The organism is Streptomyces tateyamensis (assembly GCF_003205575.1).
Taxonomy (GTDB): Bacteria; Actinomycetota; Actinomycetes; order Streptomycetales; family Streptomycetaceae; genus Kitasatospora; species Kitasatospora tateyamensis.
Window position 1 is genome coordinate 16,913 of the sequence record NZ_PYBW01000039.1, and the last position, 25,026, is coordinate 41,938.

Genomic DNA, 25,026 nt, shown 5'->3' on the forward strand with positions numbered 1-25,026 from the left:
CTACATCCCCAGTTTCGCGAGGGCGTTGGCCCACGCGTCGGCGCAGTGCCTGGGGGATTCGCCCTTGGCCTGCGCCGCGGCGAACAGCCGGGCGGTGTGGGCCTCGGTCAGGCAGCCGCACCGCCCGTGCGTGGACAGGACCGCGAGGAACGCCCCGAACACGGTGGCGTGCACCGCGCTGGCGGCCTCGCGGATGCGCTGCTCGGCCATCGCGATGCCCCGCTCCAGGTACGTCGGCGTACGGTGCGGGCACCGCCCGCCCCCGGCCGGTGCCGGCACCGTGGCGGTCACCGGGCGGGCTGGGGTGGGGTCCTTCACGATCAGGTCGCGGACGGTGTCCGGCAGGGCGGTCAGGGCGCCGGTGCCGGGGCCGAGCCACCGGGCGTAGGCCATCGTGGACTTGATGTCCACGCCGGGCCGTACCCGGTTGGCGGAGGTCATGGCGCCGCGGTAGAGCCAGTGCTCGCCCCGGGTGGTCGCCACGGTCTGGGTGGCGGGCAGGCTGGCCCGGGCCCACGCGATCGCGGCCGCGTCGTCCAGGTCCACCACGGTCAAGCCGGCGCCGCCGGGGTGGTAGCCGACCGCGGCCGCCTCACGCCACGCCGCCGCCCACTCGCGGGAGGTGATGATCTCGTGGTCGGTGGTGGCGGCGGCCCAGCCGTGGCAGGGGGCCGGGCAGGTGCAGGGGCCGGGGGTCTTCATGTTCGGTCGGCCGCCGCACCGGTTGCCGGTGCAGGCCGGGCAGTTGCCGAACGGCACCTTCCCGGCCCGCAGCGGCAGCACGGGCCAGCCGGAGGCAGCCAGGGAGAGAGCCGCGGTCAGGTGCTCTCCCCGCAGGCGGGTCGCTTGGGTCATGCTGAACATCTCCTGTTCTCACGAGGGCAGGTGAGGCGGAGCGGCCGGGGTTCCTGGCCAGGACGGCCCGGCCGCTCCGCACGGCTAGAACGGGGGCTCGGTGCTGTAGACGGGCTCGCGCCAGCCGAGCCGGCGGGCCACCAGGCGGGGCAGCCGCAGGACCCGCCGCTGCGGGAAGGAGTTCCAGCAGTCGCAGGGGTCGGCGTCGCACTCGCCGAACTCCGGGTCGCCCCAGCAGTAGGCCAGGAAGCCTTCACCACAGCACTGCGGGCAGTTCGGGTTCGGGCGCTGGGTGAGGAGCACGGCGGGCCTGGGGCCGTAGCTGAGGGTCAGGGTCCAGTACAGGTGCACGGGGTTCGTCTCCTGTCGTGGCAGGGGTGGTCTGCTGCGCTTCGGCGCAGACCTTGTGGGAGGGGCGGCGCTGGTCGTCGCGCAGCGGGGTGGGCCTGCCGCACCAGCGGCACGGCAGGTCCCGGGTGTGGTCGAAGTGCCGTGCGTCGCGCCAGTTGAGGAGCGCCACGGCCGGTCCTACGCGGCCACGTGGTCGGGGGCAGTGGCGCCGAGCAGCTCGGCGGCCTGGTGGCCGATGTGCTGGGTGTAGGCAGGCGGGATGGCCTGGCGGGCTTCGAGGTTGCTCATCCAGGTGCAGCCCATGGCGTCGGCGAAGGCGCGTTCGTCCTTGTGGGCGAACGGGATCTGACCGGGGTGGTGGTGGCAGGGGGCGGTGAGTTGGAAGGCGTGCCAGGAGGTCTCGAACAGTCGGTGCCGACGCACGCGCAGACCGAACATGGAGCCGCACAGCAGCAGGTCGGGGCGGACCGGTGAGCCGGGGACGTTTTCCATGACCCACGGCCGCCCGCTCCCGGTGAGCAGGTCCCGGGTGGGGGCGATCAGGTTCGGGTGCTGCTCGGCGCTGCCGCGCCACCTGGTCACGGCGGCATAGTGCTGGCAGGGCGGGGAGGCGTGGACCAGGTCGAAGCGGTGGGCGTGCTGGGCGGCGTACTCCAGCGCGTCCGCTTGGACGAAGGTGAACGGGTAGTTCGGCTGGGGTTCCTTGTCGACGCCGGTCACCTCGAACCCGGCCAGGTGGTAGCCCATGCCGGCACCGCCCGCGCAGCAGAACAGGTCCAGCACGGTCAGGCCGTTCGCTTGGCGGCCCGGGGCGCTGCTCACGCGGCCCATCGGACCTCCAGTCCGGCCGCGGCGGCAGCCTGGCGGCCGATCAGGCGGGTGTAGGCGGGCGGGATGCACTCGCGGATGCCGTCGCGGTTCATCCAGGGGACGGCCATCACCTCGCGGGCCAGGGCGACGCCGGAGAAGTTGCCGACGAACTGCCCGAACCAGCCCTCGGGGACGGGGCGCCCCATCTTGGCCTGCGGCGCGAGGTGGGCCGGGTGCTCCGGGACGGCCAGGACGAGGCCGCCGCCGGTCTCGAAGTAGCGGTGCCGGTAGGTGCGCAGACCGAACATCGCCCCGCACAGCATGACCGGGTCGCGCAGCTCGGGGCGGGCGCCGCCCACGTTCTCGATCACCCACGGCCGCCCGGCCCTGCTGAGGGCGTCGCGGGTGGGGGCGATCAGGTCCGGGTGGGCGTTGCCCTGGATCCGCTGGGCGTCGGAGTAGCCCTGGCACGGCGGGGACGCGTGCACGAAGTCGAACTCCGCGCCGTGCTGGGCGATGAACTCGACTGCGTCCGCGCGGGCGAACGCGAACGGGTACCGGGGCTGCGGGTCCTTGTCGATGCCGAGCACCTCGAACCCGGCCAGGTAGTAGCCCATGCCGGCGCCGCCCTGGCAGCAGTACGCGTCCAGCATCGTCAGGCCGTTCCACGGCCGGGCGGGCAGCCATCCGGCCGCCGGGCGGTCGGCCAAGGCGGCCACGGGACTCTGACGGGCGCTCACGCGGCCCGCCGCGCGGTGATGTCGGTGACGGTGGCGAGGTGCACGGGCGGGGCCGGGGCCACGTCGGGGGCGGGCTCGCGGCCGCCGGGCGGGGTGCCGTCCGCCTCGCCCTGCTGGGCGCGTTGGGCGGCGGACCAGGCGAGCACGTCCCGGTCGGTGGCGGATTCCTTGTCGCCGTCGCGCCAGGACCAGGCGCACCAGCCGCTGGCCAGCAGGGCGACGCCGCCGAACGCGACGGCCGAGATCTCGTCGAAGGTCACGGGGTTCCTCCGGTGCGGGTGGCCAGGGCGATGGCGTCCATGACGGTGGTGCCGAGTTCGGCGCAGCGCTGCTGGATCGCGGCCCAGGAGGCGGGGTCGATGCGCATCAGCGCCGCGAGGGAGGCGGCCGGGTCGTGGTCGGCGGCGGCGGTCAGGGCGTCGGTGAAGTGGGAGGCGGCCAGCGGCCGGATCGTGGGGGCCATGGTGGTCACTCCCTCGGTCAGTGGTGGTTGAGGGCGTGGATGACGGCGGCCAGGAGCTGGTTGACGGGGTGGGACAGGCCGGTGCCGGCGGTCTCGAACCCGGCGAGGAACAGCAGCAGGGCCGCGATGGGGCCCACGCGCTTGGCCCAGATGAGGACGGCGGAGCTGATGCCGAGCAGGACGGGCAGGGCGATGGTGATGTCCATGGGTGGTGCGTCCTTCCGAGCAGCAGGGGTGAGGGTCAGCGGGTGCCGGCGCGCCACGTGCGGTGGGCCAGGTTGTAGAGGTGGCGGCCGATGCGGATGCGCTTGCCGATGCCGCGGCAGCGCCGGCAGGTGCGGCCGCGCTTGGGCCGCCCGTTGCGGTCGGTGCGGACGGCGTAGCCGAAGCCCCGGCACTTGCGGCAGTTGCCGAACGGGCTCGCCGCACACAGCGCCGCGTAACCGAGGGTGACGGCGCTGGTGAGGGCTATAGCGGTGGGTATGAGGGTCACGGAGGGGCTCCCAGACGGGTTTCGGGGCGTTTGCGGGCATGCTTGCTAGCCAATAGGCGGCTGGTCAGCTGCTTTGTGGGTTGCTAGTGGGGCCGCTAGGTCTAGCGGGGGTGGCCGCTAGGCCCAGCGGCCCGCCGGGTCAGCCCGCGTCGCGGTTTCGGTCGCGCTCCGTGACGGCGGCGAGAATGTCGGTGCGGACGATGCCGCGCCGGTTGGCGCCCTTGCCGGCCTCGGTGGCGCCCCAGACCTGGACGGTGCTGATGCCGTAGGGCTTGAGCGCGGTGCCCAGCTGGTCGGGCTTGGCGCGGCCGGTCAGCTCGGCCCACGGCCCGTACACGTCCGGGCGCAGCTCGGCCAGGCGGTCCACCACGGTCTCGGACCAGACCTTCGGCTCGTCCGCGGTGGTGACCGCGAGGATGTCCGCCAGCAGGTCGTGCGAGGGGCCCGCCGGGGTGGGGGTGGTGTCGGTGCCGAGCGCGTACCCGGACAGCAGCCCCGCCCGCTCCCGGGCCACCCGGGCCCGGCCGGCGATGGCTTCGGCGGTCGGCGCGTCGACGTAGACGGAGCGGATGAGCTGGGCGTCCGCGCCCTCGCCGCCGACGTAGTAGGCGATGCCGCGGTCGGTGCGGGTGAAGGTGGTCGCCTTGACGCCGCGCTTGAACGACCCGCTGCCCAGCACCATGTCGTTCTCGGTGTGGCCCATCACCTTCAGGCACAGGCGCAGCACCGCGTTCGCGGAGATGCCGGAGGGGATGGACTTGGCGTCGGGGCGCTGGGTGGCCAGCAGCAGCACGATGCCGGTCGCGGGGCCGCGCTTGACCAGGTCGGTGCAGATCTCCTCGAACTCGCCCCCGTACTTGGGGTGCTCGAACCACACCTGGCACTCGTCCACGCCGATCACGATCGGGTGCAGACCCAGGGTCTTGTTGTTCGCCAAGTCGCTGGTGACCTTGTTCTCCGGGCAGATGTCCCGCGGCAGGGAGCGGATCGCCTTCGTGCGGCGGCGCAGTTCCTCGCGCAGCGCCCACAGGTCGGCGATCGCGTACTCGATGTCCTCCTCGTCGTCGCCGGCCCGGTGACGGTGGCTCACCTGGTTGCCGACCGGGTCCAGGTCACCGGTGCCCTTGAGGTCGTAGGTGTGCAGCTCGGCCCGCGGGTCCAGCGCCGCGATCAGAAGGAGCAGGCGCAGCAGGAACGTCTTGCCCATGCGCGGCACGGCGCCGATGATCCCGGCCATGAACATCAGGATGATGGTGACCCAGGCACCGCGCTGATCGGTGGCGAAGTTCACCGGCTCGAACAGGTCGACCGTGCCTGCCTTGGCCAGTGGCCAGGCGGGCTGCTTGGACTTGGACATGTCCTGGTCCCCCACCCACAGGATGAGCCGGCCCGGGTGCTCGTCGGGCATCGGGGAGGGCCACACCGTCCCCAGCGGGCGTCGCAGGCCGGAGGCGAGGCGCTCGCGGCGGTCCATCACGTCGGCCACGGTCACGCCCTCGGGCAGTTCCACGTCCGCCCGCCAGCCGGGCCCGTCGCGGGTGATCGGGGCGGGGAAGGTGATCGCGGTCCCCTTGGTGCGCGCGGAGGTGATCCCGGCCAGCCCCAGCGCCTCCAGCGCCCGCACCACCATGTCCGAGGTGAGCTTGGGGGCCTTGGCCTTGACGACCGAGCGGGAGATCAGCGGCTCGTCCGCCGGGGCACCGGCCCAGCCCAGCGCCGCCACCACGGCCGCGGCGAGCAGGACCAGGGTGGTCACGTCGGTCATCACCAGCAGCACGATCGTGGCGGCGAGGCCGAACAGCGACCCGAGGAACATCACCAGACCCCGCAGCCGGACCCGGGCGTCCCGCTGGCGGGTGAGCTTCAGGTACATCGCGGCGTCCTCCGTGCGCGCCGCCGCGGCCCGCAGCGGCGCACCCTCGGCATCGGAGGACCAGCGGCCCAGGAACGTGGCCAGGCGGGCCGCACCGCGCGGCGCACGCCCGGCGAGCCTGCCCGCGTACAGCGGGGACCGGACCGCGTGGAACGCCACCGTGTGTCCCACCTGCCGTGTGGCCCAGGTGAGCTGGGTGCGCAGCTCCGTCTTGGACAGCAGCCAGGCGGGCAGGATCGGGCGCCGCACCGGCGGGCCGGGCAGCGGCAGCGGACCAGGGGCGGGCTGGTCGACGTAGAGCGGGCCGGTCCCGTCCTCCTCCTCGTCGTCCGGGACCGGGCCGGGCGCCGTGGTGGCGGGGCGGCGGGCGGTGCGGGCCCGGTCCAGGTCCACCACCCCGGCCGGCACCGCGTCCATCACCGGCTCACCGTCGGTGAACGCGGCCTCCAGCAGCCGGAACAGCTCCTCGTCGGACCCCTCGTCGGGGCCGGGCAGGGGCGATTCGTCGTGGTTCACTTGCAGTCCTTCCACACAGCTCAACAGGTTGGGTGGTGCAGGAAAGGGACCCGGGACGGCCGACCGCGCCGGCAAGCAAGGGGCGGCCGTCCCGGGCCAGGTGCACGGTCAGGGCCGGGGCAGGGCCCGGCACCGCTCGGCGTGGGCCTGCGCCCACTCGCGGGCGGCGCCCTGGTTGGCCTTGAGCGCGGTGGCCGGGCCGCCGATGCAGGTGGCGGAGACGTGGTCGCACTCCTGGGCGTCGCCGCAGCCCAGGCAGGTGGCGGTGAAGTCGACACCGGAGCCGCGGGTGATGTCGACGGTCGCTCCGCCCGCAGTCAGGTAGCGGGCAAGGACACCCTCCGGCCACACGGGGACGGTGTCGGTCTCGGGAATCGTCATGGTCAACGCCCTTTCAGGCAGCGAAGTCGAGCGGTTCGTAGTCGGCAGGGGTCCAGCCGTCTGCGCAGGGCACGCACGTGCCGATCGCGGCGGGCAGGACATAGCCGGCGTCCCGCCCGCAGGCGGGGCACAGGCGGCGGGCGCGGTTCGCGCAGTCGAGCGCGGCGCGTTTGGCCTCGCTCATCGGCCGCACCGGGCGGGCCAGGTCGAGGCGGTACAGGTAGGCGAAGACGGGGGCGCCGCGGCTGAGCCGGGAGCGCCAGCCGACCTGGGCGACCACGTCCTGACCACCCGGCCGCAAGCCCCGGGCGCGCAGTTGGCGGCGCGTCAGCAGCCCCTCAGGGGCGAGCTTGCGCGGGTAGGTGGGCATGCCGCCGTGTCGGGACCCGGACGGGTCCCAGAAGTGGCCGCGGCTCACCGGGCGGTGCCCTCGGGCGTCGGGGGGTCGTAGTCGGCGAACAGCTGGACCCTGACTCCGGCGAACGTGCCGTTGGCGAGCAGCATGCCCGCCCCGGTGCTGGACTCGACCGACCTGACGGCGGCCGGGGCGATACCCACTGCCTGGCGCCACTTCTCGAAGTCCGCCGTGTTCTTGCGGAACGACAGGCACACGCCCCACTTCGGGTCGCGCCACTCGTCGTCGCGGACCCAGTCCAGGGACACCTCGGGGGCTGGCAGGGTCGTGAAGCGCGTCAGCATGCCCAGCAGGGCTCCGGCAGCAGGGATCAGCTCGGCCGTGCTCACGGCGGTGTCGCTGGTCATGATGCGATCTCCTCAAGCTCCTGGGCCGCGGGGAATGCGGCCAGCACGATGTGCGGGTGCTCGGCCTTGGGCAGGTCCTGGTATCGGGCCGCGACCCAGCCGGCCGACCAGCCGGTCAGCTCGACCGCGGTGCGCTGCGGCAGACCGACCTGTCGGGCGGCCAGCACGATGGCCCGCGCCTTGGCTTCCGGGAGCCGTTCGGTGGCGGGGCCGGCCGACAGCAGTTCCTGCCGGACCCGCTCCAGGGCATCGCGCTCACGGCGCTCACGCTCGCTCACCTCACGCTCACGAGCCTCCCGCGCGGCCCGCTCCCGGGCCTCCCGCTGGGCCTGCTCGGCCCGCTCAGCAGCCTCACGGGCCGCAGCCGCGTCGCGCTCGTCACGAGCCAACCGCGCCTCGTGCTCACGCTGCTCACGGGCCAACACGGCTTCGTGCTCGCGGCGCTTCTCCTCGCGCCGCTCGGCCGCTTCCTGCTCGGCCAACCGGTCGGCGCGCGCCTGCCGCTGCCGCTCGGCCGCGAGGCGTTCACGCCGCTCGTGCTCGGCCCGCTCAGCAGCAGCATGGGCGGCCAGCGCAGCGGTGATCGCCCGCCGGTAGGCCAACGCGGCCTCCGCGGTGACGATCAGCAGCAGCGGCGCCACCGCATGGACCACCACGCCCACCGCATCCCGGTGCAGCGCAGACAGACCCACGTTGAGCAGCACCGTCATCACGCCCGTCATCCAGCGCAGCGCCACCGGCCAGGACCCGCCGTGCCCGCCGAGTCGGGCGAGGGTGCTGTCCATCCGGACCACGATCACCACCGCCGCGTCCACCACCAACGGAAGAATCGGCGCCGTCCACCGCCACCCGGGCGGGGTGTGAGCGGACATCAGCGGGGTCACCGTGAGCACGCTGTACAGCACCGCCCCGAACGTGATCACCCACGTCCCGACCGACAGCATCCGCTCGGCCGAGCGGACCTGATCCGGGGTCATCGACACAGTCACCGCGACCACCCCCACCGGCACCGTGAGCGAGCGATGAGCACCCGCACGGCAGCCGTGAGCAGCACCACGGACAGGTGAGCGCCGCTCACGGCCGCCCCCTCTCCCGGGCACGGGCCGCGCGGACCAGACGCCGCTCGGACTCCCCGCTCAGCCCGGCCACCGCCAGCGCCACCCGCGAACGGGCCGCCAACACCAGCCACACCACCGAGGGCATCACCGGACACCCCCGATCGAACCGGCCCGCTCACGCGCCAACCGCGCCGCCTCGGCAGCAGCCGCGGCGGCGGCCCGCGCGGCCTCTGCCGCAGCCTGGGCACGCGCCATGTCCTGTCGCGCCTGCTCGCTCATGCCGCCACCGCCGACCACGCCGGCCGCCGGCCCGACCGCTTGCCGAACGGCAGCGGCGCCGGGGCAAGCTTCATCAGCGCACGGGCGAACTCCGCCGCCTGCGGGTCCTGCTCGGCCAGGTCGGCCAGGATGTCCCGCAGCGCGTCCGTACGCGCCGCCCACTCCTCCGCACTCTCGTCCGGCACGCCGGAGAGCAACTCCGGCTCCAGCCCGAGCCCGAACGCCAGCTCGGTGAACTCCAGCGCCGTGAAAACGCGCTGTCCTGCAACAATCGACTTCACGGGTCTCACCTCTGCGTAGAAGGGGTGTGGCCCAGGGGCCGCCGCGTCTTCCTTGGCCGGAACGCGGTGGCCCCGCTTCTGGGCCTGACTACTCGTCACGAGCAGCCATGCACCCCGACCCGCCGCACAAGGCGGCCGATCGGGGCTCAAAGTCACTCGTTACGCACGGGCTGTAGTCGCAGGTGGCGCTACTAGCCCGCAGTCGCTGTCCTCTTCCGGGGGCGAGCCCCCGTTTGTAGGCGTAGACAGCTGACCTTTCGGTCTCAGCCGTCCGGCATGCCAAGGCGCCGGCTTCCTCGGCCCAGTCCTAGCCAGGCCACTTCACCCTGGACACGGCAGTCAGGCCGGTCATCCATGGGCGCATTTACGCAGCTCAAAGACAGCCCAAGGATCTGCCTAGGGGGGCTTTCCCCTTGGGGTGATACCCAAGGTAGGCAGCAGCCTGCTTGGCGTCAAGTCCCCCTCGCGGTATCTTTGCCATGCCCCCCTAGGCAGCGGAAGGAAGTCATGAACGAGGAGATCGAACGGGTCGCCAAGGTGGTCGCCCCGGTCGCCCGTGCCAAGGCCGCGATTGACCTGATGGCGGACTATCAGGCCCGCGTGGTCGAGCTGTCCCGGATCCGACGGGAGGCCATTGAGGACGCCTCAGCGTCTGGCATGAGTCAGGCCGAGATCGCAGCGCAGTTGGGCGTGAGCCGCGGCAGGGTCGGTCAGCTGGCGGCCTCGGGGCCGCCTCCTGAGCGCGCGTTCTTTGGCATCGGCCCGATGACCGTGGCAGTCGCCGGGAAGGTCGAGGCGGGCAAGTCTGCCGACGAGAACCCGAGCCAGGTTGTGACTAGGGAGGACCTGAACAACTTTGAGCACCTGCGGAAGCTGTTCGGGGGGATGAAGCTCGACGCGGGGTACGAGGTGATCCCGACCTCGGGCATCGTGAGCCTCAATCGAGAACACCTGGTGGTCATCTGTGGTCCTCGACTGTCCCCGATCGTGGCCCAAGTGCTCGAAGGGGATGACCACTTGCGCTTCGCGAAGGACCGGGCCTGGCACCTGGTAGACCTTCACACCAAGACGGAATACCGCTCCCCGCTCGACGAGGACGGGACCGCCGGTGACGTTGGCTACCTCGGTCGCCTGCCCCGTCTCGACGGAAAGGGCACGTTCCTGTACATCGCCGGCATCCATGCCATTGGTGCGAGTGGGGTCGTCCACTACCTGGAGAACCACTTGGGCGAGCTCTACCGTGAGGTGAAGACGCGCCGCTTCTCGACCCTCATCTCCTGCCGGTACGACCCCACGACGCTCGAAGTCCTCGAAAGCTCCCGCGTGACCCCGATCTACCGACACGAAGGCTAGCCATGCGCGTTTCGATCGCCACAGAGCCAGGCGGAGCGGGTCCGAACGAGGATTGGGTGGCCGGGACTCCCAGCCTCGCTGTCGTCCTGGATGGGCTCAGTACGGCCGGCCTAGAGACGGGTTGCCGGCATGGCGTGCCGTGGTACGTCGCCCGCCTCGGTGGCTGCCTCATGGCAGCGTTGGCAGACGCCGATCGGACGCTCAGCGATGGGCTGGCGCTGGCGCTGGCCCAGGTCGCAGCGCTCCACGCCGGGTGCGATCTCGGCAACCCCGGAACGCCCTCGGCGACAGTGTCGGTCTTGCGAGTAGGAAACTCTCGGCTCGACTACCTGGTGCTGGCAGACTCCCCAATCGTGTTCGAGGGGCGCACCGACTACTCCGTCGTGACGGACCTCCGGGTGGACTCCGTCGTACCCGAGCTGCGGGCTGAGACAGAGCGATTCGCCACTGGGACGCCCGAGCACGCGGAGAGTGTCCGCCGGATGGTGACCGCGCAACGGCTCACCCGCAACACGCCTGGCGGCTACTGGGTTGCGGCAGCCTCACCAGAGGCTGCCGAGCACGCGGTAACCGGATCCGTGACCCGCTCCGAGGTCACCGCTGCTGCCGTCATGTCCGACGGGGTGTCACGGCTGGTCACTGAGTATCGGACGGCCTCTTGGGCAGACGCGTTCGCCATCCTGAGAGCAAGTGGCGCAGGGGAGCTGATCGCGGAAGTGCGGAAGGTCGAAGCAACCGATCCGGACGGGAAGCGATGGCCCCGCTTCAAGTCGGGAGACGACGCGGCAATCGCATTCTGTGAGCTCTGACCGGCTTCCCCTGTGATCGCGGCTCGTAGCCATGGCAGGCCGGAGGGGGCGGGCGAGGCCGCCTTGGCAATCTCACCCGCCCCCCTCCGGCCTCACGGCTGGCTGGCCCTGTCAGTGGGCAGAAGGCCGATCGTCGGGGAACCGGCGTCCACAGCATGCAGCGCCTGCACGTCGGCGCGGTCGTGGGCGCCGGCGCCGTCCCGGAGAACGAGGATCACGACCTCACGAGCATCGCAATCCTGGTTGTCGCAGTAGAGCTCGACTCGCCCTGTGTCGCGGTCGTCGTCGTGGTCCGAGAGCATCGCGGTGTTGCTGCCGCAGAAGTAGCACGGCAGCGCCTGACTCGCCCGCTTGACCCGCTGCCGGACCCATGGCTGCTGCCCTGTTTCCCACTCACCCATTGGCGAATTCCCCTACTCGACCTGCGCGCCTGCGGGGCGCACCACCCACCGTAGCGGAGCGGGTCAGGTGATCAGGGATAGGCCAGGGAAATTTCGGAAGTGCCGTCCATTCCCGGTCAGAAGCGGGGCATCGTAGTAGATGGATGTCGCTGCGATCCACAAATCATTATTCTGATTCACCTGACCGAGCGGGTGCCCGAGTGACTGCGCTTGGCTCTTCAATTTTCCCCAGAGGCGTGCCATCTCGGTGTCATAGGGGGCCACTAGGTATCGACGGATTGCCTCTTCCAGGGCTGCAACCTTTCGCTCCCCCCAGCCAGCCTTAGAGGCCCCGAAGTAGACCTCTGCAACTGTAGTGAAAGAGAGAGTGGGAATCGTGCCGGAGAGGTGGGCCTGATAGCCGTCGATATCTGTACCCTGAAGGAGGCGCGAGAAGACGTCAGTGTCAACAACTACGTACTTCACTACCCATCCTCACGGGCCGACGAGATGGCTGCCAGGAAAGAATCAAAGTCATCGATTGGTTCGATGGAGAGATCGCTAATCGAGTCCACTGGTGCGACCATCTGCTCTGCGGCTAGCCTGTCAAGGCTCGGGGTGGTCGGGTGTCCCACTGGACTGATCTCCGAGATTCGAAGCACTCGGATCGTGGATTCATCTGGTTGCAGCTCAGCAACACCGTGTGCCATGACCAGTTCGTCCATGCAGTCCAGGACCGTGTCTCGCAGCTCTGCACCGAAGCCGCACTGGATGCTTCCGGCATAGGTATCGATTCGACAAAGCAACGACGCCGGGGAGAAGTCACCCATCTGAAGTCGGCCGACCACTGTGGCTTCGCTCTCTACAGGTGAGAGTGAGACCATCTTCAGCGCGGTCCTAAGGTCCGAGTCGAAAGCGAATTCCCTAACTACGGGCGAGGAGACGGAAATTCGGGAGATGCTCCTCTGATTGATTCCCCCAGTTAGCGACCGGAGACCGTTCAGGACCTGCGGGGTAAATCCGTCGGGCACTACTCCGGGATGCTGGTGTAGTGCCCTAATTCCATCCGCCAGGGTAGTGAAGGAATCTCTTAGGAGGTCGTCTCCGGCAAGCGAAGTCTGGCCAGTGCGGGCAATCTTCATGATGGCTGAGCCGGGTTCGAATCCCACGAAGTCCAATCGAACCGCGTCGACAATTTCACGCGGGCGTCGACCTGACTTTATCTGCGAGCCGCTAATTGACAGTGCAAGTCGCTCCAGCGTGGCTTGCAGCTCGCTGGCGATTCTCGCTAGTTCGGCGAGTGGGATTCGTCCACCGTCCGTTGAAGGTCCCACTGCGCAGAGGGTCACATTGAAGGACGCTTGATCACCCGGATTGAAGGAATTCAACATCCACACCTCCTCGCTAGATCCAGAGCTGCGCAACTAGCCCGAACTCTACTCGGAGCCCGGCTGAGCAACTAGTTATGCTGACGGGCGTCACCCTTCCGTGACCAGTGGGCGGCGGCCGAGAACAGGCGTGCGAACAAACCTGCGGAGGAACGGGGGCTTCGCTCTGGCGCGTTCTTGAGTCTGCGTTGCAGGTCAAGGCGTTTGCCCGGAAGCTGCGCTGGTGGACCGCCGTCGAGAGCATGCTTCCGAACCGCTGCATAGCCTGCTGACACCGCTTGGGCAGCGAGTGCTTCCCGACGGTCCGGGGCCAGGCCGGGGCCACTGCTATCGTCGGAGGCCAGTAGACCCGTAGCGGAGCAGGTCAGGGCACCAGCAAGCCGGAACTTGCCTTCCCCCTTGAAAACTGTCGTGAGGTGACCCCTCACCGTGGGTTCGAATCCCACGCTCTCCGCTGGTGGGGAAAGACCTGATCAGGGCGGGTATCGGCTACATGCCGATACCCGCCCTCGTCGGTTCCGGGGCCGGGGCGGGCCGGGTCGGCGGCGGACGGCCGTGTGGCAGCCTGGAGCGGTTGGCCACGCCCGCTGTGCCGTACGGAGGTTGCACATGGAGGAGTTGACGCGCCGTCTGGCGGCCGGGCTGCCGGCCGGGGCGGTGGTGGTGGACCCGGACGTGACGGCGGCGTACCGCCACGACATGGCGGGCTTCTGCGCGGCGGGCGACCCGGCCTGCCTGGTCTTCCCGCAGACCGTGGAGCAGGTGCAGCACGTGCTGCGCACCGCGAGCGAGCTGCGGGTGCCGGTGGTCCCGCAGGGGGCGCGGACCGGGCTGTCCGGCGGGGCGAACGCGGTGGCCGGGTGCGTGCTGCTGTCGCTGGTGAAGATGGACCGGATCCTGGAGCTGGACCCGGTGAACCGGATCGCGGTGGTGGAGCCCGGGGTGGTCAACGCGGTGCTCTCCCGGGCGGCGGCCGAGCACGGGCTGGCCTACCCGCCGGACCCGTCCAGCTGGGAATCCTGCACCATCGGCGGCAACATCGGCACCGGGGCCGGCGGGCTGTGCTGCGTGAAGTACGGGGTGACCGCCGAGTACGTGCTGGGCCTGGACGTGGTGCTGGCCGACGGGCGGCTGTTGCGCACCGGTCGGCGCACCGCCAAGGGGGTGGCCGGCTACGACCTGACCCGGCTGTTCGTCGGCTCCGAGGGGACCCTGGGCGTGGTGGTGGGCGCGGTGCTGGCGCTGCGGCCCGCGCCCGCGCCGCAGCTGGTGCTGGCGGCGGAGTTCCCGAGCACGGCGGCGGCCTGCGCCGCGGTGAACGCGGTGACCACGGCGGGCTTCACACCCTCGCTGATGGAGCTGATGGACAGTGTGATGATCCGCGCCGTCAACCAGTTGGCCCGGATGGGGCTGCCGGAGGCCACCAAGGCCCTGCTGCTGGTGGCCTTCGACGGGCCCGAGCAGCGGGCCGAGCTGGCGCGGGTGGGGGAGCTGTGCCGGGCGGCGGGCGCCACCGAGGTGGTCCCGGCCGAGGACCAGGCCGAGTCGGACCTGCTGCTGCAGGCCCGCCGGCTGGCGCTGACCGCGATGGACACGCTGGGCACCACGATGGTGGACGACGTGGCGGTGCCCCGGTCCCGGATGGCCGAGATGCTGGACGGGGTGGCGGCGATCGGCGAGCGGTGCGGGCTGACCGTCGGGGTCTGCTGCCACGCCGGGGACGGCAACACCCACCCGATCGTGGCCTTCGACGCCGCCGACCCGGAGCAGGTGGTCCGGGCCCGGGAGTCCTTCGAGGCGATCATGGCGCTGGGGCTGGAGCTGGGCGGCACGATCACCGGGGAGCACGGGGTCGGGCTGCTGAAGCGGGAGTGGCTGGCGCGCGAGCTGGGGGAGACCCAGCTGGAACTGCAAAAGCAGATGAAAGGATTGTTCGACCCGCTGGGAATCCTCAATCCCGGCAAGCTTTTCTAGCCATTCCCCCGGGTGGCGCGGTGGGGTGGCGCGGCCCGGTGCAGTGAATTCCGCCGCGGGGCGGCGGGCCCGCTGGCCGAACTCCGACCTGTGGATATCGGTCGTTCCGGCCCCGGGGTTTAGCGCCTGGGCATCACGCGTTCGAGGTAATCGACGCTGCGGGTCTGGCGGACGGGCGGTCGGATGCGGAGTCTTGTTCTCGGCGTCGCAGCCCGCAGGGGTTCGTCTGGCCGCGAACTCCCGCACCAGTTATTCCACTTCCAGATTCTTGGGGGATTCCATGGCTCGTATCCGTACCGCCCGCACTGCCCGCACGGTCGCCGCGCTGGCCGCCGTTCCGCTCGCCGCAGCCCTGCTGATCGGTGGCGCCGGCGCCGCCTTCGCGGACAACGGGGCCGGTGCCGGCGGCGGCTCGAACGCCTCGGTCGTCTCCAACCTCGGCTCCGGCAACATCTTCGGCTCGGTGGACGGCAACTCCAACTGGACCCAGCAGGTGGCCACCGGCAGCGGTGCCTCCAACCAGAACAACACCCTCGCCTCGAAGGACAACTCCGGGTTCATCTTCGCGGACCAGTCCAACAAGAACGTCGACATCTACTTCGCGCCCGTGATCAAGTAGCGGGCACCCGACAGGCCCGGGCGGCGGAAAGGGTCACCGCGCTCCGGATCCAGTGGGCGGCACTCCGGTGCCGCCCACTGGTGTTCCTGCCGGTGGTCCGCCTACGGCGTCCGGGTGAGCTGACGGCGCGTCGAGCCGGCCGTGCCTCGGCGCACCCTGACGGCGGGTCAGGCTCGGAGGATGGTCCGCTACCTGCGTTCGACGGCGATCTCGGCCTCCGCCCTGGTGCTGCTGCTGGCCACGGACGCGGCCGGCGGGGCGGGCCCCGCGCCGGTCATCGCGCCCGCCCCGGTGGCCGCGGTACTGCCGGGCGCCGCGCCCGCCGCCGCACCACCGCCGCTGGTCCGGGCGCTGCCGCCGACCGTGCTGCCGGACCAGGGGCGGGCCAAGCTGGCCGCCGAGCCGCAGACGGTCTTCACCGGAAGCGGCTTCGACGCCTGCAGCGCACCCTCGCTGGACGCGATGCGGGCCTGGCGCGGCGCCTCGCCGTACGGGGCGATCGGGATCTACACCAGCGGCCGGCAGCGGGCCTGCGCCCAGACCCGGCTGACCCGCGACTGGGTCCGCCAGGTGCGGGCGCTGGGCTGGCGGCTGCTGCCCACCCACGTCGGGCGCCAGGCACCGTGCTTCGCCGGAGACCACAAGCCGGACCGGATCGACCCGGCGAAGGCGGTGCAGCAGGGCCGGGAGGAGGCGGCGGAGGCGGTACGCGCGGCCAGGGCGCTGGGGCTGGGGCCGGGCAGCCCGCTCTACCTGGACATCGAGGCGTACAAGCCGGGCGATCCCGGGTGCGCCAAGGCGGTGATCGACTTCACCGTGGGCTGGACCCAGGCGCTGCACGGGGCCGGGTACTTCGCCGGCTACTACTCCAGCCTGGACTCCGGCGTCGCCGACCTGGTCGCCGCCGCCCGGGCCGGCGCGGGCCCGCTGCCGGACGCCGTCTGGTACGCCCGCTGGGACGGCAAGCCGGCCACCGACGCCCTGCCCGCCACCCTGTGGACCGAGCACCGCCGCGCCCACCAGCACGTCGGCGACCGCCAGGAGAAGTACGCCGGCCTCCAACTGACCATCGACGCCGACCAGCTCGACACCCTGGTGGCGCGGTAGGCCCCGGTGCGGCGGTCGAGCGGCCCGGTTGAGCTACTCGTCTCATTTCCGCGACGACCTGCTGACACCGACGGCCCACCCGGTCCAGAATCGGCACCGCGCCGGGTGCTACCCGCAGGTAGCAACTCGGCCGCGCAGGCAGGAAAGCCCGGTCAAGGAGGACCTCGCGTGTTCAGCACCATGCAGGACGTACCGCTCACCGTCGCCCGGATCCTGGAGCACGGAGCGAGCTTCCACGGCCGGGCGACCGTGACCACCTGGGACGGCGAGGGTCCCCGGGTCCGCACCTTCGCCGAGGTCGGCGCCCGCGCCGCACAGCTGGCCCACGCGCTCCGCGACGAGCTGGGCGTCACCCCCGACCGGCTGGTCGGCACCCTGATGTGGAACAACGCCGACCACCTGGAGGCCTACCTGGCCGTCCCGTCGATGGGCTCGGTGCTGCACACCCTCAACCTGCGGCTGCCCGCCGCCCAACTGGCCTTCATCGTCAACCACGCGGCCGACCACGCGATCGTGGTCTCCGGCAGCGTGCTGCCGCTGCTGGCCGGAGTGCTGGACCAGCTCGCGCCCACCCTCAGGCACATCGTGGTCTCCGGCCCGGGCGACCTGTCGCTGCTGGCCGGCTTCGCGGGCGGGGTGCACGAGTACGAGGCGCTGATCGCCGGCCGGCCCACCGAGTACCCGTGGCAGGACGAGCTCGACGAGCGCAGCCCCGCGATGATCTGCTACACCTCCGGGACCACCGGCGACCCCAAGGGCGTGGTCTACAGCCACCGCTCGATCTACCTGCACTGCCTGCAGGTCAACTCGGCCGCCACCTTCGGCCTGACCCAGCAGGACACCGCGCTGCCGGTGGTGCCGATGTTCCACGTCGGCGCCTGGGGCATCCCGCACGCCGCCTTCATGTCGGGCGCCAACCTGCTGATGCCGGACCGGTTCCTGCAGCCGCAGCCGCTGGCCGCGATGATCGAGCGGGTCCGACCCACCGTCAGCGCCGCCGTGCCGACCATCTGGAACGGCCTGCTGGACGAGCTGGACCACCCGACCGGCCGCGAGCAGGCCTACGACGTCTCCTCGCTGCGCCAGGTGGTGATCGGCGGCTCGGCCTGTCCGCCCGCCCTGATGCGCGCCTTCCAGGAGCGGCACGGCATCCGGGTGGTGCACGCCTGGGGGATGACCGAGACCTCCCCGCTGGGCACCTTCGGCCTGCCGCCGGCCGGGCTGGACGAGGAGCGCGAGTGGGAGTACCGGGCGATGCAGGGCGTCTTCCCGGCCTCGGTGCAGGCCCGCCTGAGCGGCCCGAACGGCGAGCGGATGCCGCACGACGGGGTGGCCGCCGGCGAGCTGGAGGTGCGCGGCCCGTGGATCGCCGGCGCCTACTACGGCGGCGCGGGCCAGGAGCCGGAGCGCCCCGAGGACAAGTTCACCGAGGACGGCTGGCTGCGCACCGGCGACGTCGGCACCATCACCCCCGACGGCTTCCTGACCCTGACCGACCGGGCCAAGGACGTGATCAAGTCCGGCGGCGAGTGGATCTCCTCGGTGGAGCTGGAGAACCACCTGATGGCCCATCCGGAGGTGGCCGAGGCCGCGGTGGTCGCGGTGCCGGACGAGAAGTGGGGCGAGCGACCGCTGGCCACAGTGGTGCTGCGCCCGGGAGCCGCCGTCGACCTGCGCGGCCTGCGCGCCTTCCTGGCCGGGCGGGTGGCCGCCTGGCAGCTCCCCGAGCGCTGGGCGCTGATCCCCGCGGTGCCGAAGACCAGCGTGGGCAAGTTCGACAAGAAGGTGATTCGTGAATGGCATAAGTCTGGCAAGCTGACCGTCATTTGGGAAGACGGCAAGGCCAGCAAGGGTGAGCAGGGCTGAGAGAGTCCTCACAGCGCCTTGAGTCCTACGGCCCCGCCCTCCAGGGCGGGGCTTTCGGCTTCTCAGAGCTGCTGGAGGTACACGTGAAGGCTGTACGGTCCGCCGACCTCCGCTGCGTCCAGGTGGCCCGCCACGGCCTGCCCGCCCTCCAGGCCGCATGTCACGTGGATGTTCACCACGCCGTCCCGGATCTCACCGTTCCCTGCGACCTCCGCCAGACGGCCAGAGGTGCGAACCGCTTCCCTGGGGTTGTCGGCCTTCATGTTGGCGACCGTGAACGACCGTGCTGCGCCCACGACTGAGACGACGGCCGCGTTCGTGATGCCACGCTCCTTCGCGATGGTCGCCAGCGCCTCTATCGCGTCGCCCTTGTCGCCCAGGATGATCAGTTCCACGGTCGCTCTCCGTTCAGCCCCAACCCAATGGCCCGCAGGTTCTCCCTGCTGGACTCCGTACGCAGAGCCCCCACAAGAAGGGCCCTGGCGGCCCCTGAGCCGCCCTCCACAGCCTCTCCCAGGAACACCGCCGCACACCAGCGGTTCGAGACGTCATGGGGGTCGTGGAGCAGTTGGCCGAGACTGCGGACTTCGGCTGCCGGGGCAGCACGTGCCGTGTAGCGCGAAGCGTCGGGCCAGGACAGCTTGAAAGCCCGTCGGGTGAAGCAGCGCATGCAGCGCTGTCGGGTCTCGTCATCACGGCTCATGGACTGCTCGTCCCTAGGCATTCACCCTGGGCGGGCCTCACGGCACGCTCTATGGACCGCTACAGGTATTCCTGTCGGTCGTTGTCAGCCAGCCTGCCGACGAAGCAGGCCTGCGGTTGCTGCAAGCGCACCGCGTCCACGGCCGCAAGCGGTTTGCGGGCCCTACGCCCCACCAGTCCGAGCGCGTGGCGGTGCCGCTTGAGCAGCTGCGCCGTGCGCCGAAGCGTGACGAGCAATGGGCTGCTGATCTGTTCCGGATTTACGGGTACAGTGCAAAGCCGAAGGGCCACCCTGCGTAGGGTAGCCCTTCGGAGGTGTCAATAGCTTTATGCCCAGACTATTTCCAGAAGCTCAGGGTTGAACTTCCTAGCACCTTTGCCGACGGGATGGACAATCACGGCCTTGACGTGCTTCATGATGACCGCCTTCTGGCGTTCAATGGGCAGCCTCTCGAAGTCGTCGGACAGATTGACGGTATCCTGGGCCCGCGCCTTCTCCACCACGAACCAATTCCGGTCCCGCTTGAGCTGCTCCTGCTCCTTTTCGAGAGGCTCAAGCAGGGCGATCAGGGTTGAGGCTGTGATCTTGTTGCTTCGCCTGGCTTCCAGATACTCGGCTTTCTCTGCCTCGATCTCGGCCAGGCGGGCCTCACCCGGAAAGGTTTCCGGCATCTCCGCATGAGGTGCGGCCAGCAACGCTGCCTGTGCATCATGCACCAGCGTGGTGATCCACGAATCCAGCGCTTCGCCCTGGCGACTCACCTTGCCGCAACCGCCCTCCGATTTGGTCGGACAGGCGTAGGAGAAGGCGCTTCTCTTGCTGCCAGGGATGTAGTCGGACCTCCGCTTCGGGACCATCCGTGTTCCGCACTCGGCGCAGCGCACCACACCAGTCAGCAAGTAGCGGTAGCCATTGGTGTTCCCCTCGTTTCGGAATTTCTCACTGCGCTCCGCGAGGACCTCACGTACTGCGCTCACGCGCTCCGGCGTGGTGATGGAGGCCCACTCGGCAATGACGGGGTTACCGTCCTTCCCGTAGTGGATTTCGCCCTTCACCGCCCGGTAGCCGCAGAGGCGCCAGTTGGTCAGGATCGCCTTCACGGCGGTCCGGGAGATGGGCTTGACGCTCTCCCGTGCTGTCTTCACCCCCAGGGCCTGCCAGCTCCTTGTGATGGTGGAGAGCCGCGTTCCCGCCAACAGGTCGTCATGAGCCTTGAGGATCAGTTCTGCCTCGTCCTGCTTCACAGTCACCCGGTCGTCGTTCCAGCCGAACGCCCGGTGGCTCCCACCGTTCTTGCCCGCGTCGGCAAGCTCCCGGTGCTTGCGTGCGATACGCCGAGAGGCGTCCGCTGATGCCTTGTTGGCCATCGTGACCATGACCCGGGCCATCGTCCGGCCGTCGGTGGTGGACAGGTCGTAGTCCTGCGTGACGGTCCCGAAGACAAGCTTCGGGTTGTCCTCGAAGATGCCGATCAGGCGCTCAAGGTCCATCGGCTGACGCATCAGTCGGTCAAGGTCGTAGGCGACCACACCGTCAAGCGCACCGGACTTCAGATCGATCAACAGCCGCTCGAACTCAGGCCGAGTGACGTTCTTCTTGTAGGCCGACACGTCGTTGTCGATGTAGTCGCGGACGATCTCCCAGCCGACACGGGCGGCCGCGTAGTACGTGTAGTCCTCGCGCTGGCGGTCAACCCCCAGCTCGTCGCCGTCCTTGTCCAGGCTGATCCGGGCGTACCCGCCGATCCGCTTCGTCACCGTCGCGGCCCTCCCCTGATCCGTGCGCGTTCCACTCCGCAGAGTAGCCGAACCTCGGTGGATCATGACACTCCTTGAAGAAGGTGATCCGCGCCGACTACACGGCGGACCAGCTCGAGGTGATCGTCCTCGGCAAGGAGTGATCAGGTGACCGCCTTCGGCAAGGAGTGATCCGGCGGCGGAGCCGCCCACCTCACTGGTGGGCGGCCTCGCTCAGTGAGCCGATCCGGCCGAGCAGGTCCACGATGCGTTCCTGGACGTCCGCGCTGGTGGACCGCTCGGCCAGGAAGAGGACCGTCTCGCCGGTGCGCAGGCGGGGCAGCTCGGCCGGGTCCAGGTCCACCGAGGTGTAGACGACCAGCGGGGTGCGGTGCAGGCGGTCGTTGGCGCGCAGCCAGTCCAGCAGCCCCGCCCGGCGCCGCTTGATCTGCAGCAGGTCCATCACCACCAGGTTGGGCTGCACGCTCGGCGCCTTGGAGACCGCGTCGTTCTCCGACTCGGCGTGCTCCACGTGCATCCCGCGCCGTTCCAGACTGCTGGTCAGCGCCGCCGCGATGTCCGGGTCGCCCTCCACCAGCAGCACCCGGGCGGCGTGGTGCTCGCTGTCCTTGGGTGCCAGCGCGCGCAGCAGCACCGCCGGGTCCGCGCCGTACGCGGCGTCCCGGGTGGCCTGGCCGAGGCCCGCGGTGACGAGCACCGGCACCCGGCTGTTCAGCGCCGCGGTGCGCAGCGACTGCAGCGCGGTGCGGGTGATCGGCCCGGTCAGTGGGTCCACGAAGAGCGCCGCCGGGAAGGCGGCCACCTGCGCGTCCACCTCCTCGCGGGAGCGCACTATCACCGGGCGGTAGCCGCGGTCCTGCAGCGCCTGCTTGGTGGACGGGTCGGGCTCGGGCCAGACCAGCAGCCGGCGCGGCCGGCCGTCGGCGGTCGGGCTGACCGTCGCCGGGTAGTCCGTGGCGGGGTAGTCGGGGTACTCGGGCACCCGGGTGCCGGCGGACGGAGTCGACTCGTCCTGGCCGGTCAGCCGGGGCAGCCCGCCGTCACCCGGATCCGACGGTCCGTCAGCCGCGGCGGGCACCGCTGCCGGGGCGGGGTCCAGTTCGGCCATCGGACGCGGCGGCGTGCGCGGTCCCTGCGGCGCGGGGACGGCCGGGGTCGGAACCACCGGTGCCGGGTAGGCGGCGGGCAGCGTGCCCGTGAAGCCGCCGGGGCGCGGCGGGGTGAGCTCGGCCAGCCCGCTGCCGACCGGCAGTTGCTGCGGCAGCGGCAGCGCCGCGGGCGGGGCGGACGGCAGCGGCGGCGAGACCGGGGTCGGCGCACCGGCCGGCACCAGCTCGGCGGCCTGGCTGCCGGCACCGGGCTGATCGGTCCGGGTGGGCTCGATCGCCATCGGTCCGCCGGTGGCGTCGGGGCCGGGGTCGGCGGCGCCGGGCAGGCCGAGCCGGCGGCGCCGGCCGGTGGGCGGCTGCGGCTCGGGCGCCTGGACGGGCGGCAGTGGGGCGCTGGGCAGCGCGTGCTCCAGGCCAGGGTAGACCGGGACGGCCGGGTCGAGCAGACCGGGCAGGCCGGGCAGCGCCGGGTCGGTGGCGGGCACCTGCGGGCGCTCGGGCAGCGCGCGGCGCCGGCCGGACGGTTTCTCGCCCTCGCCCGCGGCCGGTTCGGCGCCGGCCGGCTCCGTGGGAGCGGGGCCGAGCGCGATCGGGCCGCGCCGCTCGGCGCCGTCCTGGTCGGACCGGCCGTCCTGCGCCCGCTCGGCCGACCCGGCCGGCCGGGCGGCCCGGCGCCGGCCGGTCCGCTCCGGTGCCTCCGCGGCGGGAGCGGCGGCGGCTGACCGCTCGGCAGCAGCTGACGCCCCGTCGGCCGCGGGCGCCCCGGCCAGACCGGGCAGGTCCGGCAGGACCGCGGTGTCGGTCTCCTTGGGCACGTGCCGGCCCTCGCCGGCGGCCGCGCGCTCGGCGGCGGCCCGGGCCGCGTCCTCGTCCAGCGGCAGTTCGACCACGTAGGTGGTGCCGGCCTGGCCGGGCAGTTCGTGCGGCTGCAGGACGCCGCCGTGCCGCTCGACCAGCGCGCGGGCCATCGGCACCTTCACCCGGTCGCCGCCGCGGCCGGGGCCGCGCACCTCGATCCGGGCCACGTCGCCGCGCTGTGCGGCGGCCAGCACCACCATCGGCGGCTCACCGGTGTCGGTGGCCACCGAGCCGGTCAGCGCGACGCCGCTGACGTCGGCGACCAGGTAGGCCAGCGCCTGGGCCAGCTTCTCGTGGTCGGCGGTCACGTCCACCGCGGCGGCGTGCACCGAGAAGCGCAGCCGCCCGGGGCCGACCAGCTGGCCGGCGTACTCCACCGCCCGGGCGACCAGCTTGTCCAGCGAGGTGCGGGCCCGGTTGAGCTCCTCGGCGCCGGCCTCGCCGACCGTCTGGTGCGCCAGCACGCCCTCGATCAGCATGCCGAACCGGCGGCAGTCGTCGGCCAGCGCGCGCAGCATCCAGTTGGCCTCCGGCCACAGCTGCCCGGCCGGGTCGGCGGCCAGCCGATCGATCCGGCCGCGCAGCGCCTCCAGCGCGGTGGACACCTCGCCCTCCAGCACCGCGGTCAGGTGCTCCGCCTTCGCGGTCAGCGCCAGTTCCTTGGTCCGGTCGGTGAAGGTCATCACCGCGCCGACCAACTGCTCGCCGTCGCGCACCGGAGCGGTCGTCAGGTCGACGGTGACCGGACGGCCGTCCTTGCGCCACAGGGTGGCGCCGCGCACCCGGTGCTTGCGGCCCGAGGTGAGGGTGTCCAGCAGCGCCGACTCCTCGGCGGCCAGCGGCGTGCCGTCGGCCCGCGAGTGCTGGACCAGCGGGTGCAGTTCGCGCCCGCCCAGCTCGCTGGCCCGGAAGTCCAGGATGTGCGCGGCGGCCGGGTTGACCAGGACCACCCGGCCCTCCAGGTCGACGCCCAGCACGCCCTCGGCGGCCGCCCGCAGGATCATCTCGGTCTGCTTGTGCTGGCGGCGCAGCTCCGCCTCCACGCCCAGCCGGCCGGTCAGGTCTCGGACCAGGAGCAGCAGCAGGTCGTTGGCCGAGCTGGCCCGCGGTCCGCCCTCGCGGTACGGGTCGTAGGGGACCAGCGGGGAGAGGGTGAGGCCGCGGCTCTCGCTGTCGTCGGCGAAGTCGTTGCCGGAGACCTCGACCGGGAAGGTGCTGCCGTCGGTGCGGCGGGCGGTCATCCGGACCGGCTTGGCGGCTTCCGCAAGGTCCTTGGGGGCCGGGCGCATCGAGCCGGGGATCCGGCTCGGGTCGAAGTCCGGCAGCAGGTCGAGCACGCCGCGGCCGACCAGAGAAGTGCCCTGGGTCTGCAGCGCGCGGACCGCTGCTTCGTTCGCGTCCACCACCGTGCCGTTGCTGTTGACCAGCAGCAACGCATCGGGCAGGGCATCGAGTATCGCGGCGAGGCGAGCAGCGCCTCGGATCGGCCTGCTGCTCACGTCGACGGTCTCCTCACGACTCACGACTGCGGTCCGTGGTGCGGACCGGGCTGCCTCCGGGGGTTGGAGTATCCCATTGTTTTTGCCGAGAGGACGACCCGCCTAGTAACGTAACCAGTGGTTGGTGCCGGAGCCCAGAGCTGTGGCATCATCACTGGCACGTGGAGTGCACCGGGGACGGTGCAGTCCGGGTGATGGAGGCTTCGCCTAGTCCGGTCTATGGCGCCGCACTGCTAATGCGGTTTGGGCCTTAAAGCCCATCGAGGGTTCAAATCCCTCAGCCTCCGCCCTCAGGGCCCCACCGACTCCGGTCGGTGGGGCCCTTGGCGTTTCCGGGTACCAGGACGGGCGGGCGGGTGCCTGTCCGGGATGGTCCGGGCGGTCCGGGCCGGCCGAGGTCGACCGGCGTCGCTCCGACCCGGTCCGGGCGGCGTTTCCGAGGCCAGGCAAGCCGGGGCGGACCCGTCGGAACTTATCGATTTCACCCCAGGTCGGCGGTCATGTAATGTTGTCCCCGCAACGCCCGCCGGTCCGCCGGCAGGCAAGCGCTCATAGCTCAACGGATAGAGCACTTGACTACGGATCAAGAGGTTGCAGGTTCGAATCCTGCTGAGCGCACCAACCTACCGCTCGCGGTCCCTCGGGGCCGTCCGAGCGCTCATAGCTCAACGGATAGAGCACTTGACTACGGATCAAGAGGTTGCAGGTTCGAATCCTGCTGAGCGCACCAACCGAAGGCCCC

The 25,026-nt window shown here is 71.2% G+C and carries 27 protein-coding genes and 3 tRNA genes; 9 read left to right on the forward strand and 21 right to left on the reverse strand.

Annotated elements, in window-relative coordinates; translation table 11 throughout:
- From C7C46_RS12310 to C7C46_RS12380, 15 genes are all read right to left on the reverse strand, one after another.
- Nucleotides 1-855 carry a bifunctional DNA primase/polymerase gene (locus C7C46_RS12310; RefSeq protein ID WP_110668757.1) on the reverse strand — a complete coding sequence of 285 codons (855 nt, stop codon included), beginning with the start codon at nucleotides 853-855 and terminating at the stop codon, nucleotides 1-3.
- Between the two features lie 84 nt (nucleotides 856-939).
- Complete coding sequence (locus tag C7C46_RS12315; protein ID WP_146259066.1) at nucleotides 940-1,206, reverse strand: hypothetical protein; 267 nt, start codon at nucleotides 1,204-1,206, stop codon at nucleotides 940-942.
- 177 nt (nucleotides 1,207-1,383) lie between these two features.
- Nucleotides 1,384-2,028 (reverse strand): DNA cytosine methyltransferase, encoded by a 645-nt coding sequence (locus C7C46_RS12325; protein ID WP_245984371.1) that lies wholly within the window; start codon nucleotides 2,026-2,028, stop codon nucleotides 1,384-1,386.
- The gene (locus C7C46_RS12330; RefSeq protein WP_110668959.1) at nucleotides 2,025-2,669 is read right to left on the reverse strand and encodes a DNA cytosine methyltransferase; all 645 of its coding nucleotides are present in this window, start codon (nucleotides 2,667-2,669) and stop codon (nucleotides 2,025-2,027) included. Before C7C46_RS12330 ends, C7C46_RS12325 begins: the two co-directional genes overlap by 4 nt.
- Before the next feature lie 83 nt (nucleotides 2,670-2,752).
- Nucleotides 2,753-3,016, reverse strand: a complete 264-nt coding sequence (locus tag C7C46_RS12335) for a hypothetical protein (protein WP_110668765.1) — start codon at nucleotides 3,014-3,016, stop codon at nucleotides 2,753-2,755.
- Nucleotides 3,013-3,219, reverse strand: a complete 207-nt coding sequence (locus tag C7C46_RS12340; protein WP_110668768.1) for a hypothetical protein — start codon at nucleotides 3,217-3,219, stop codon at nucleotides 3,013-3,015. The genes C7C46_RS12335 and C7C46_RS12340 overlap by 4 nt, the downstream gene beginning before the upstream one ends.
- A gap of 17 nt (nucleotides 3,220-3,236) precedes the next feature.
- Complete coding sequence (locus C7C46_RS12345; RefSeq protein ID WP_110668770.1) at nucleotides 3,237-3,425, reverse strand: hypothetical protein; 189 nt, start codon at nucleotides 3,423-3,425, stop codon at nucleotides 3,237-3,239.
- A 35-nt stretch (nucleotides 3,426-3,460) separates the two neighbouring features.
- Nucleotides 3,461-3,712, reverse strand: a complete 252-nt coding sequence (locus C7C46_RS12350; RefSeq protein WP_110668772.1) for a hypothetical protein — start codon at nucleotides 3,710-3,712, stop codon at nucleotides 3,461-3,463.
- A gap of 139 nt (nucleotides 3,713-3,851) precedes the next feature.
- A complete protein-coding gene (locus C7C46_RS12355) occupies nucleotides 3,852-6,101 on the reverse strand; it encodes a cell division protein FtsK (protein ID WP_425470056.1) in 2,250 nt (749 codons plus the stop codon).
- Between the two features lie 108 nt (nucleotides 6,102-6,209).
- Nucleotides 6,210-6,482 (reverse strand): hypothetical protein, encoded by a 273-nt coding sequence (locus C7C46_RS12360; RefSeq protein ID WP_110668774.1) that lies wholly within the window; start codon nucleotides 6,480-6,482, stop codon nucleotides 6,210-6,212.
- 13 nt (nucleotides 6,483-6,495) lie between these two features.
- Complete coding sequence (locus C7C46_RS12365) at nucleotides 6,496-6,852, reverse strand: RRQRL motif-containing zinc-binding protein (RefSeq protein ID WP_110668963.1); 357 nt, start codon at nucleotides 6,850-6,852, stop codon at nucleotides 6,496-6,498.
- Nucleotides 6,853-6,896: 44 nt separating this feature from the next.
- Nucleotides 6,897-7,244: a hypothetical protein gene (locus C7C46_RS12370; RefSeq protein WP_110668776.1), complete on the reverse strand. Its 348-nt coding sequence runs from the start codon at nucleotides 7,242-7,244 to the stop codon at nucleotides 6,897-6,899.
- Nucleotides 7,241-8,221 carry a DUF2637 domain-containing protein gene (locus C7C46_RS12375; RefSeq protein WP_245984372.1) on the reverse strand — a complete coding sequence of 327 codons (981 nt, stop codon included), beginning with the start codon at nucleotides 8,219-8,221 and terminating at the stop codon, nucleotides 7,241-7,243. The genes C7C46_RS12370 and C7C46_RS12375 overlap by 4 nt, the downstream gene beginning before the upstream one ends.
- A 97-nt stretch (nucleotides 8,222-8,318) precedes the next feature.
- The gene (locus C7C46_RS37295; RefSeq protein ID WP_281278538.1) at nucleotides 8,319-8,447 is read right to left on the reverse strand and encodes a hypothetical protein; all 129 of its coding nucleotides are present in this window, start codon (nucleotides 8,445-8,447) and stop codon (nucleotides 8,319-8,321) included.
- 130 nt (nucleotides 8,448-8,577) lie between these two features.
- Nucleotides 8,578-8,862, reverse strand: coding sequence for a hypothetical protein (locus C7C46_RS12380; RefSeq protein WP_110668778.1), 285 nt, complete (start codon nucleotides 8,860-8,862; stop codon nucleotides 8,578-8,580).
- Nucleotides 8,863-9,369: 507 nt separating this feature from the next.
- Between C7C46_RS12380 and C7C46_RS12385 the strand changes: the two genes are divergently transcribed.
- Together C7C46_RS12385 and C7C46_RS12390 are read left to right on the forward strand one after the other, a co-directional pair.
- Nucleotides 9,370-10,215 (forward strand): sigma-70 family RNA polymerase sigma factor, encoded by an 846-nt coding sequence (locus C7C46_RS12385; protein WP_110668780.1) that lies wholly within the window; start codon nucleotides 9,370-9,372, stop codon nucleotides 10,213-10,215.
- Between the two features lie 2 nt (nucleotides 10,216-10,217).
- Nucleotides 10,218-11,024, forward strand: a complete 807-nt coding sequence (locus C7C46_RS12390) for a protein phosphatase 2C domain-containing protein (protein WP_110668782.1) — start codon at nucleotides 10,218-10,220, stop codon at nucleotides 11,022-11,024.
- A 92-nt stretch (nucleotides 11,025-11,116) separates the two neighbouring features.
- Here C7C46_RS12390 and C7C46_RS12395 read toward each other — a convergent pair whose 3' ends face one another.
- The 3 genes from C7C46_RS12395 to C7C46_RS34285 all read right to left on the reverse strand — a co-directional run bounded on the left by C7C46_RS12395 (nucleotide 11,117) and on the right by C7C46_RS34285 (nucleotide 12,795).
- Nucleotides 11,117-11,425, reverse strand: a complete 309-nt coding sequence (locus C7C46_RS12395; protein ID WP_110668784.1) for a hypothetical protein — start codon at nucleotides 11,423-11,425, stop codon at nucleotides 11,117-11,119.
- Between the two features lie 63 nt (nucleotides 11,426-11,488).
- Nucleotides 11,489-11,890, reverse strand: a complete 402-nt coding sequence (locus C7C46_RS12400; RefSeq protein WP_110668786.1) for a type II toxin-antitoxin system VapC family toxin — start codon at nucleotides 11,888-11,890, stop codon at nucleotides 11,489-11,491.
- The gene (locus C7C46_RS34285; protein WP_146259067.1) at nucleotides 11,890-12,795 is read right to left on the reverse strand and encodes a hypothetical protein; all 906 of its coding nucleotides are present in this window, start codon (nucleotides 12,793-12,795) and stop codon (nucleotides 11,890-11,892) included. Before C7C46_RS34285 ends, C7C46_RS12400 begins: the two co-directional genes overlap by 1 nt.
- A gap of 606 nt (nucleotides 12,796-13,401) precedes the next feature.
- Between C7C46_RS34285 and C7C46_RS12410 the strand changes: the two genes are divergently transcribed.
- From C7C46_RS12410 to C7C46_RS12425, 4 genes are all read left to right on the forward strand, one after another.
- Nucleotides 13,402-14,766 (forward strand): FAD-binding oxidoreductase, encoded by a 1,365-nt coding sequence (locus C7C46_RS12410; RefSeq protein ID WP_110668790.1) that lies wholly within the window; start codon nucleotides 13,402-13,404, stop codon nucleotides 14,764-14,766.
- Nucleotides 14,767-15,046: 280 nt separating this feature from the next.
- Nucleotides 15,047-15,385 (forward strand): hypothetical protein, encoded by a 339-nt coding sequence (locus C7C46_RS12415; RefSeq protein WP_110668792.1) that lies wholly within the window; start codon nucleotides 15,047-15,049, stop codon nucleotides 15,383-15,385.
- Nucleotides 15,386-15,565: 180 nt separating this feature from the next.
- Complete coding sequence (locus C7C46_RS12420) at nucleotides 15,566-16,492, forward strand: glycoside hydrolase domain-containing protein (protein ID WP_110668794.1); 927 nt, start codon at nucleotides 15,566-15,568, stop codon at nucleotides 16,490-16,492.
- Between the two features lie 168 nt (nucleotides 16,493-16,660).
- A complete protein-coding gene (locus C7C46_RS12425; RefSeq protein ID WP_110668796.1) occupies nucleotides 16,661-18,358 on the forward strand; it encodes a long-chain fatty acid--CoA ligase in 1,698 nt (565 codons plus the stop codon).
- A 62-nt stretch (nucleotides 18,359-18,420) separates the two neighbouring features.
- Here C7C46_RS12425 and C7C46_RS34290 read toward each other — a convergent pair whose 3' ends face one another.
- The 3 genes from C7C46_RS34290 to C7C46_RS12440 all read right to left on the reverse strand — a co-directional run bounded on the left by C7C46_RS34290 (nucleotide 18,421) and on the right by C7C46_RS12440 (nucleotide 24,284).
- Complete coding sequence (locus C7C46_RS34290) at nucleotides 18,421-18,753, reverse strand: PCC domain-containing protein (RefSeq protein WP_181442315.1); 333 nt, start codon at nucleotides 18,751-18,753, stop codon at nucleotides 18,421-18,423.
- 634 nt (nucleotides 18,754-19,387) lie between these two features.
- The gene (locus tag C7C46_RS12435; RefSeq protein WP_181442316.1) at nucleotides 19,388-20,818 is read right to left on the reverse strand and encodes a recombinase family protein; all 1,431 of its coding nucleotides are present in this window, start codon (nucleotides 20,816-20,818) and stop codon (nucleotides 19,388-19,390) included.
- 193 nt (nucleotides 20,819-21,011) lie between these two features.
- Nucleotides 21,012-24,284: a hybrid sensor histidine kinase/response regulator gene (locus C7C46_RS12440; RefSeq protein WP_110668800.1), complete on the reverse strand. Its 3,273-nt coding sequence runs from the start codon at nucleotides 24,282-24,284 to the stop codon at nucleotides 21,012-21,014.
- Nucleotides 24,285-24,480: 196 nt separating this feature from the next.
- Here C7C46_RS12440 and C7C46_RS12445 point away from each other — a divergent pair.
- The 3 genes from C7C46_RS12445 to C7C46_RS12455 all read left to right on the forward strand — a co-directional run bounded on the left by C7C46_RS12445 (nucleotide 24,481) and on the right by C7C46_RS12455 (nucleotide 25,014).
- Nucleotides 24,481-24,571, forward strand: a tRNA-Ser gene (locus C7C46_RS12445).
- 258 nt (nucleotides 24,572-24,829) lie between these two features.
- Nucleotides 24,830-24,905 (forward strand) — tRNA-Arg (locus tag C7C46_RS12450).
- Nucleotides 24,906-24,938: 33 nt separating this feature from the next.
- A tRNA-Arg gene (locus C7C46_RS12455) sits at nucleotides 24,939-25,014 on the forward strand.
- The last annotated feature ends 12 nt before the right edge of the window (nucleotides 25,015-25,026 follow it).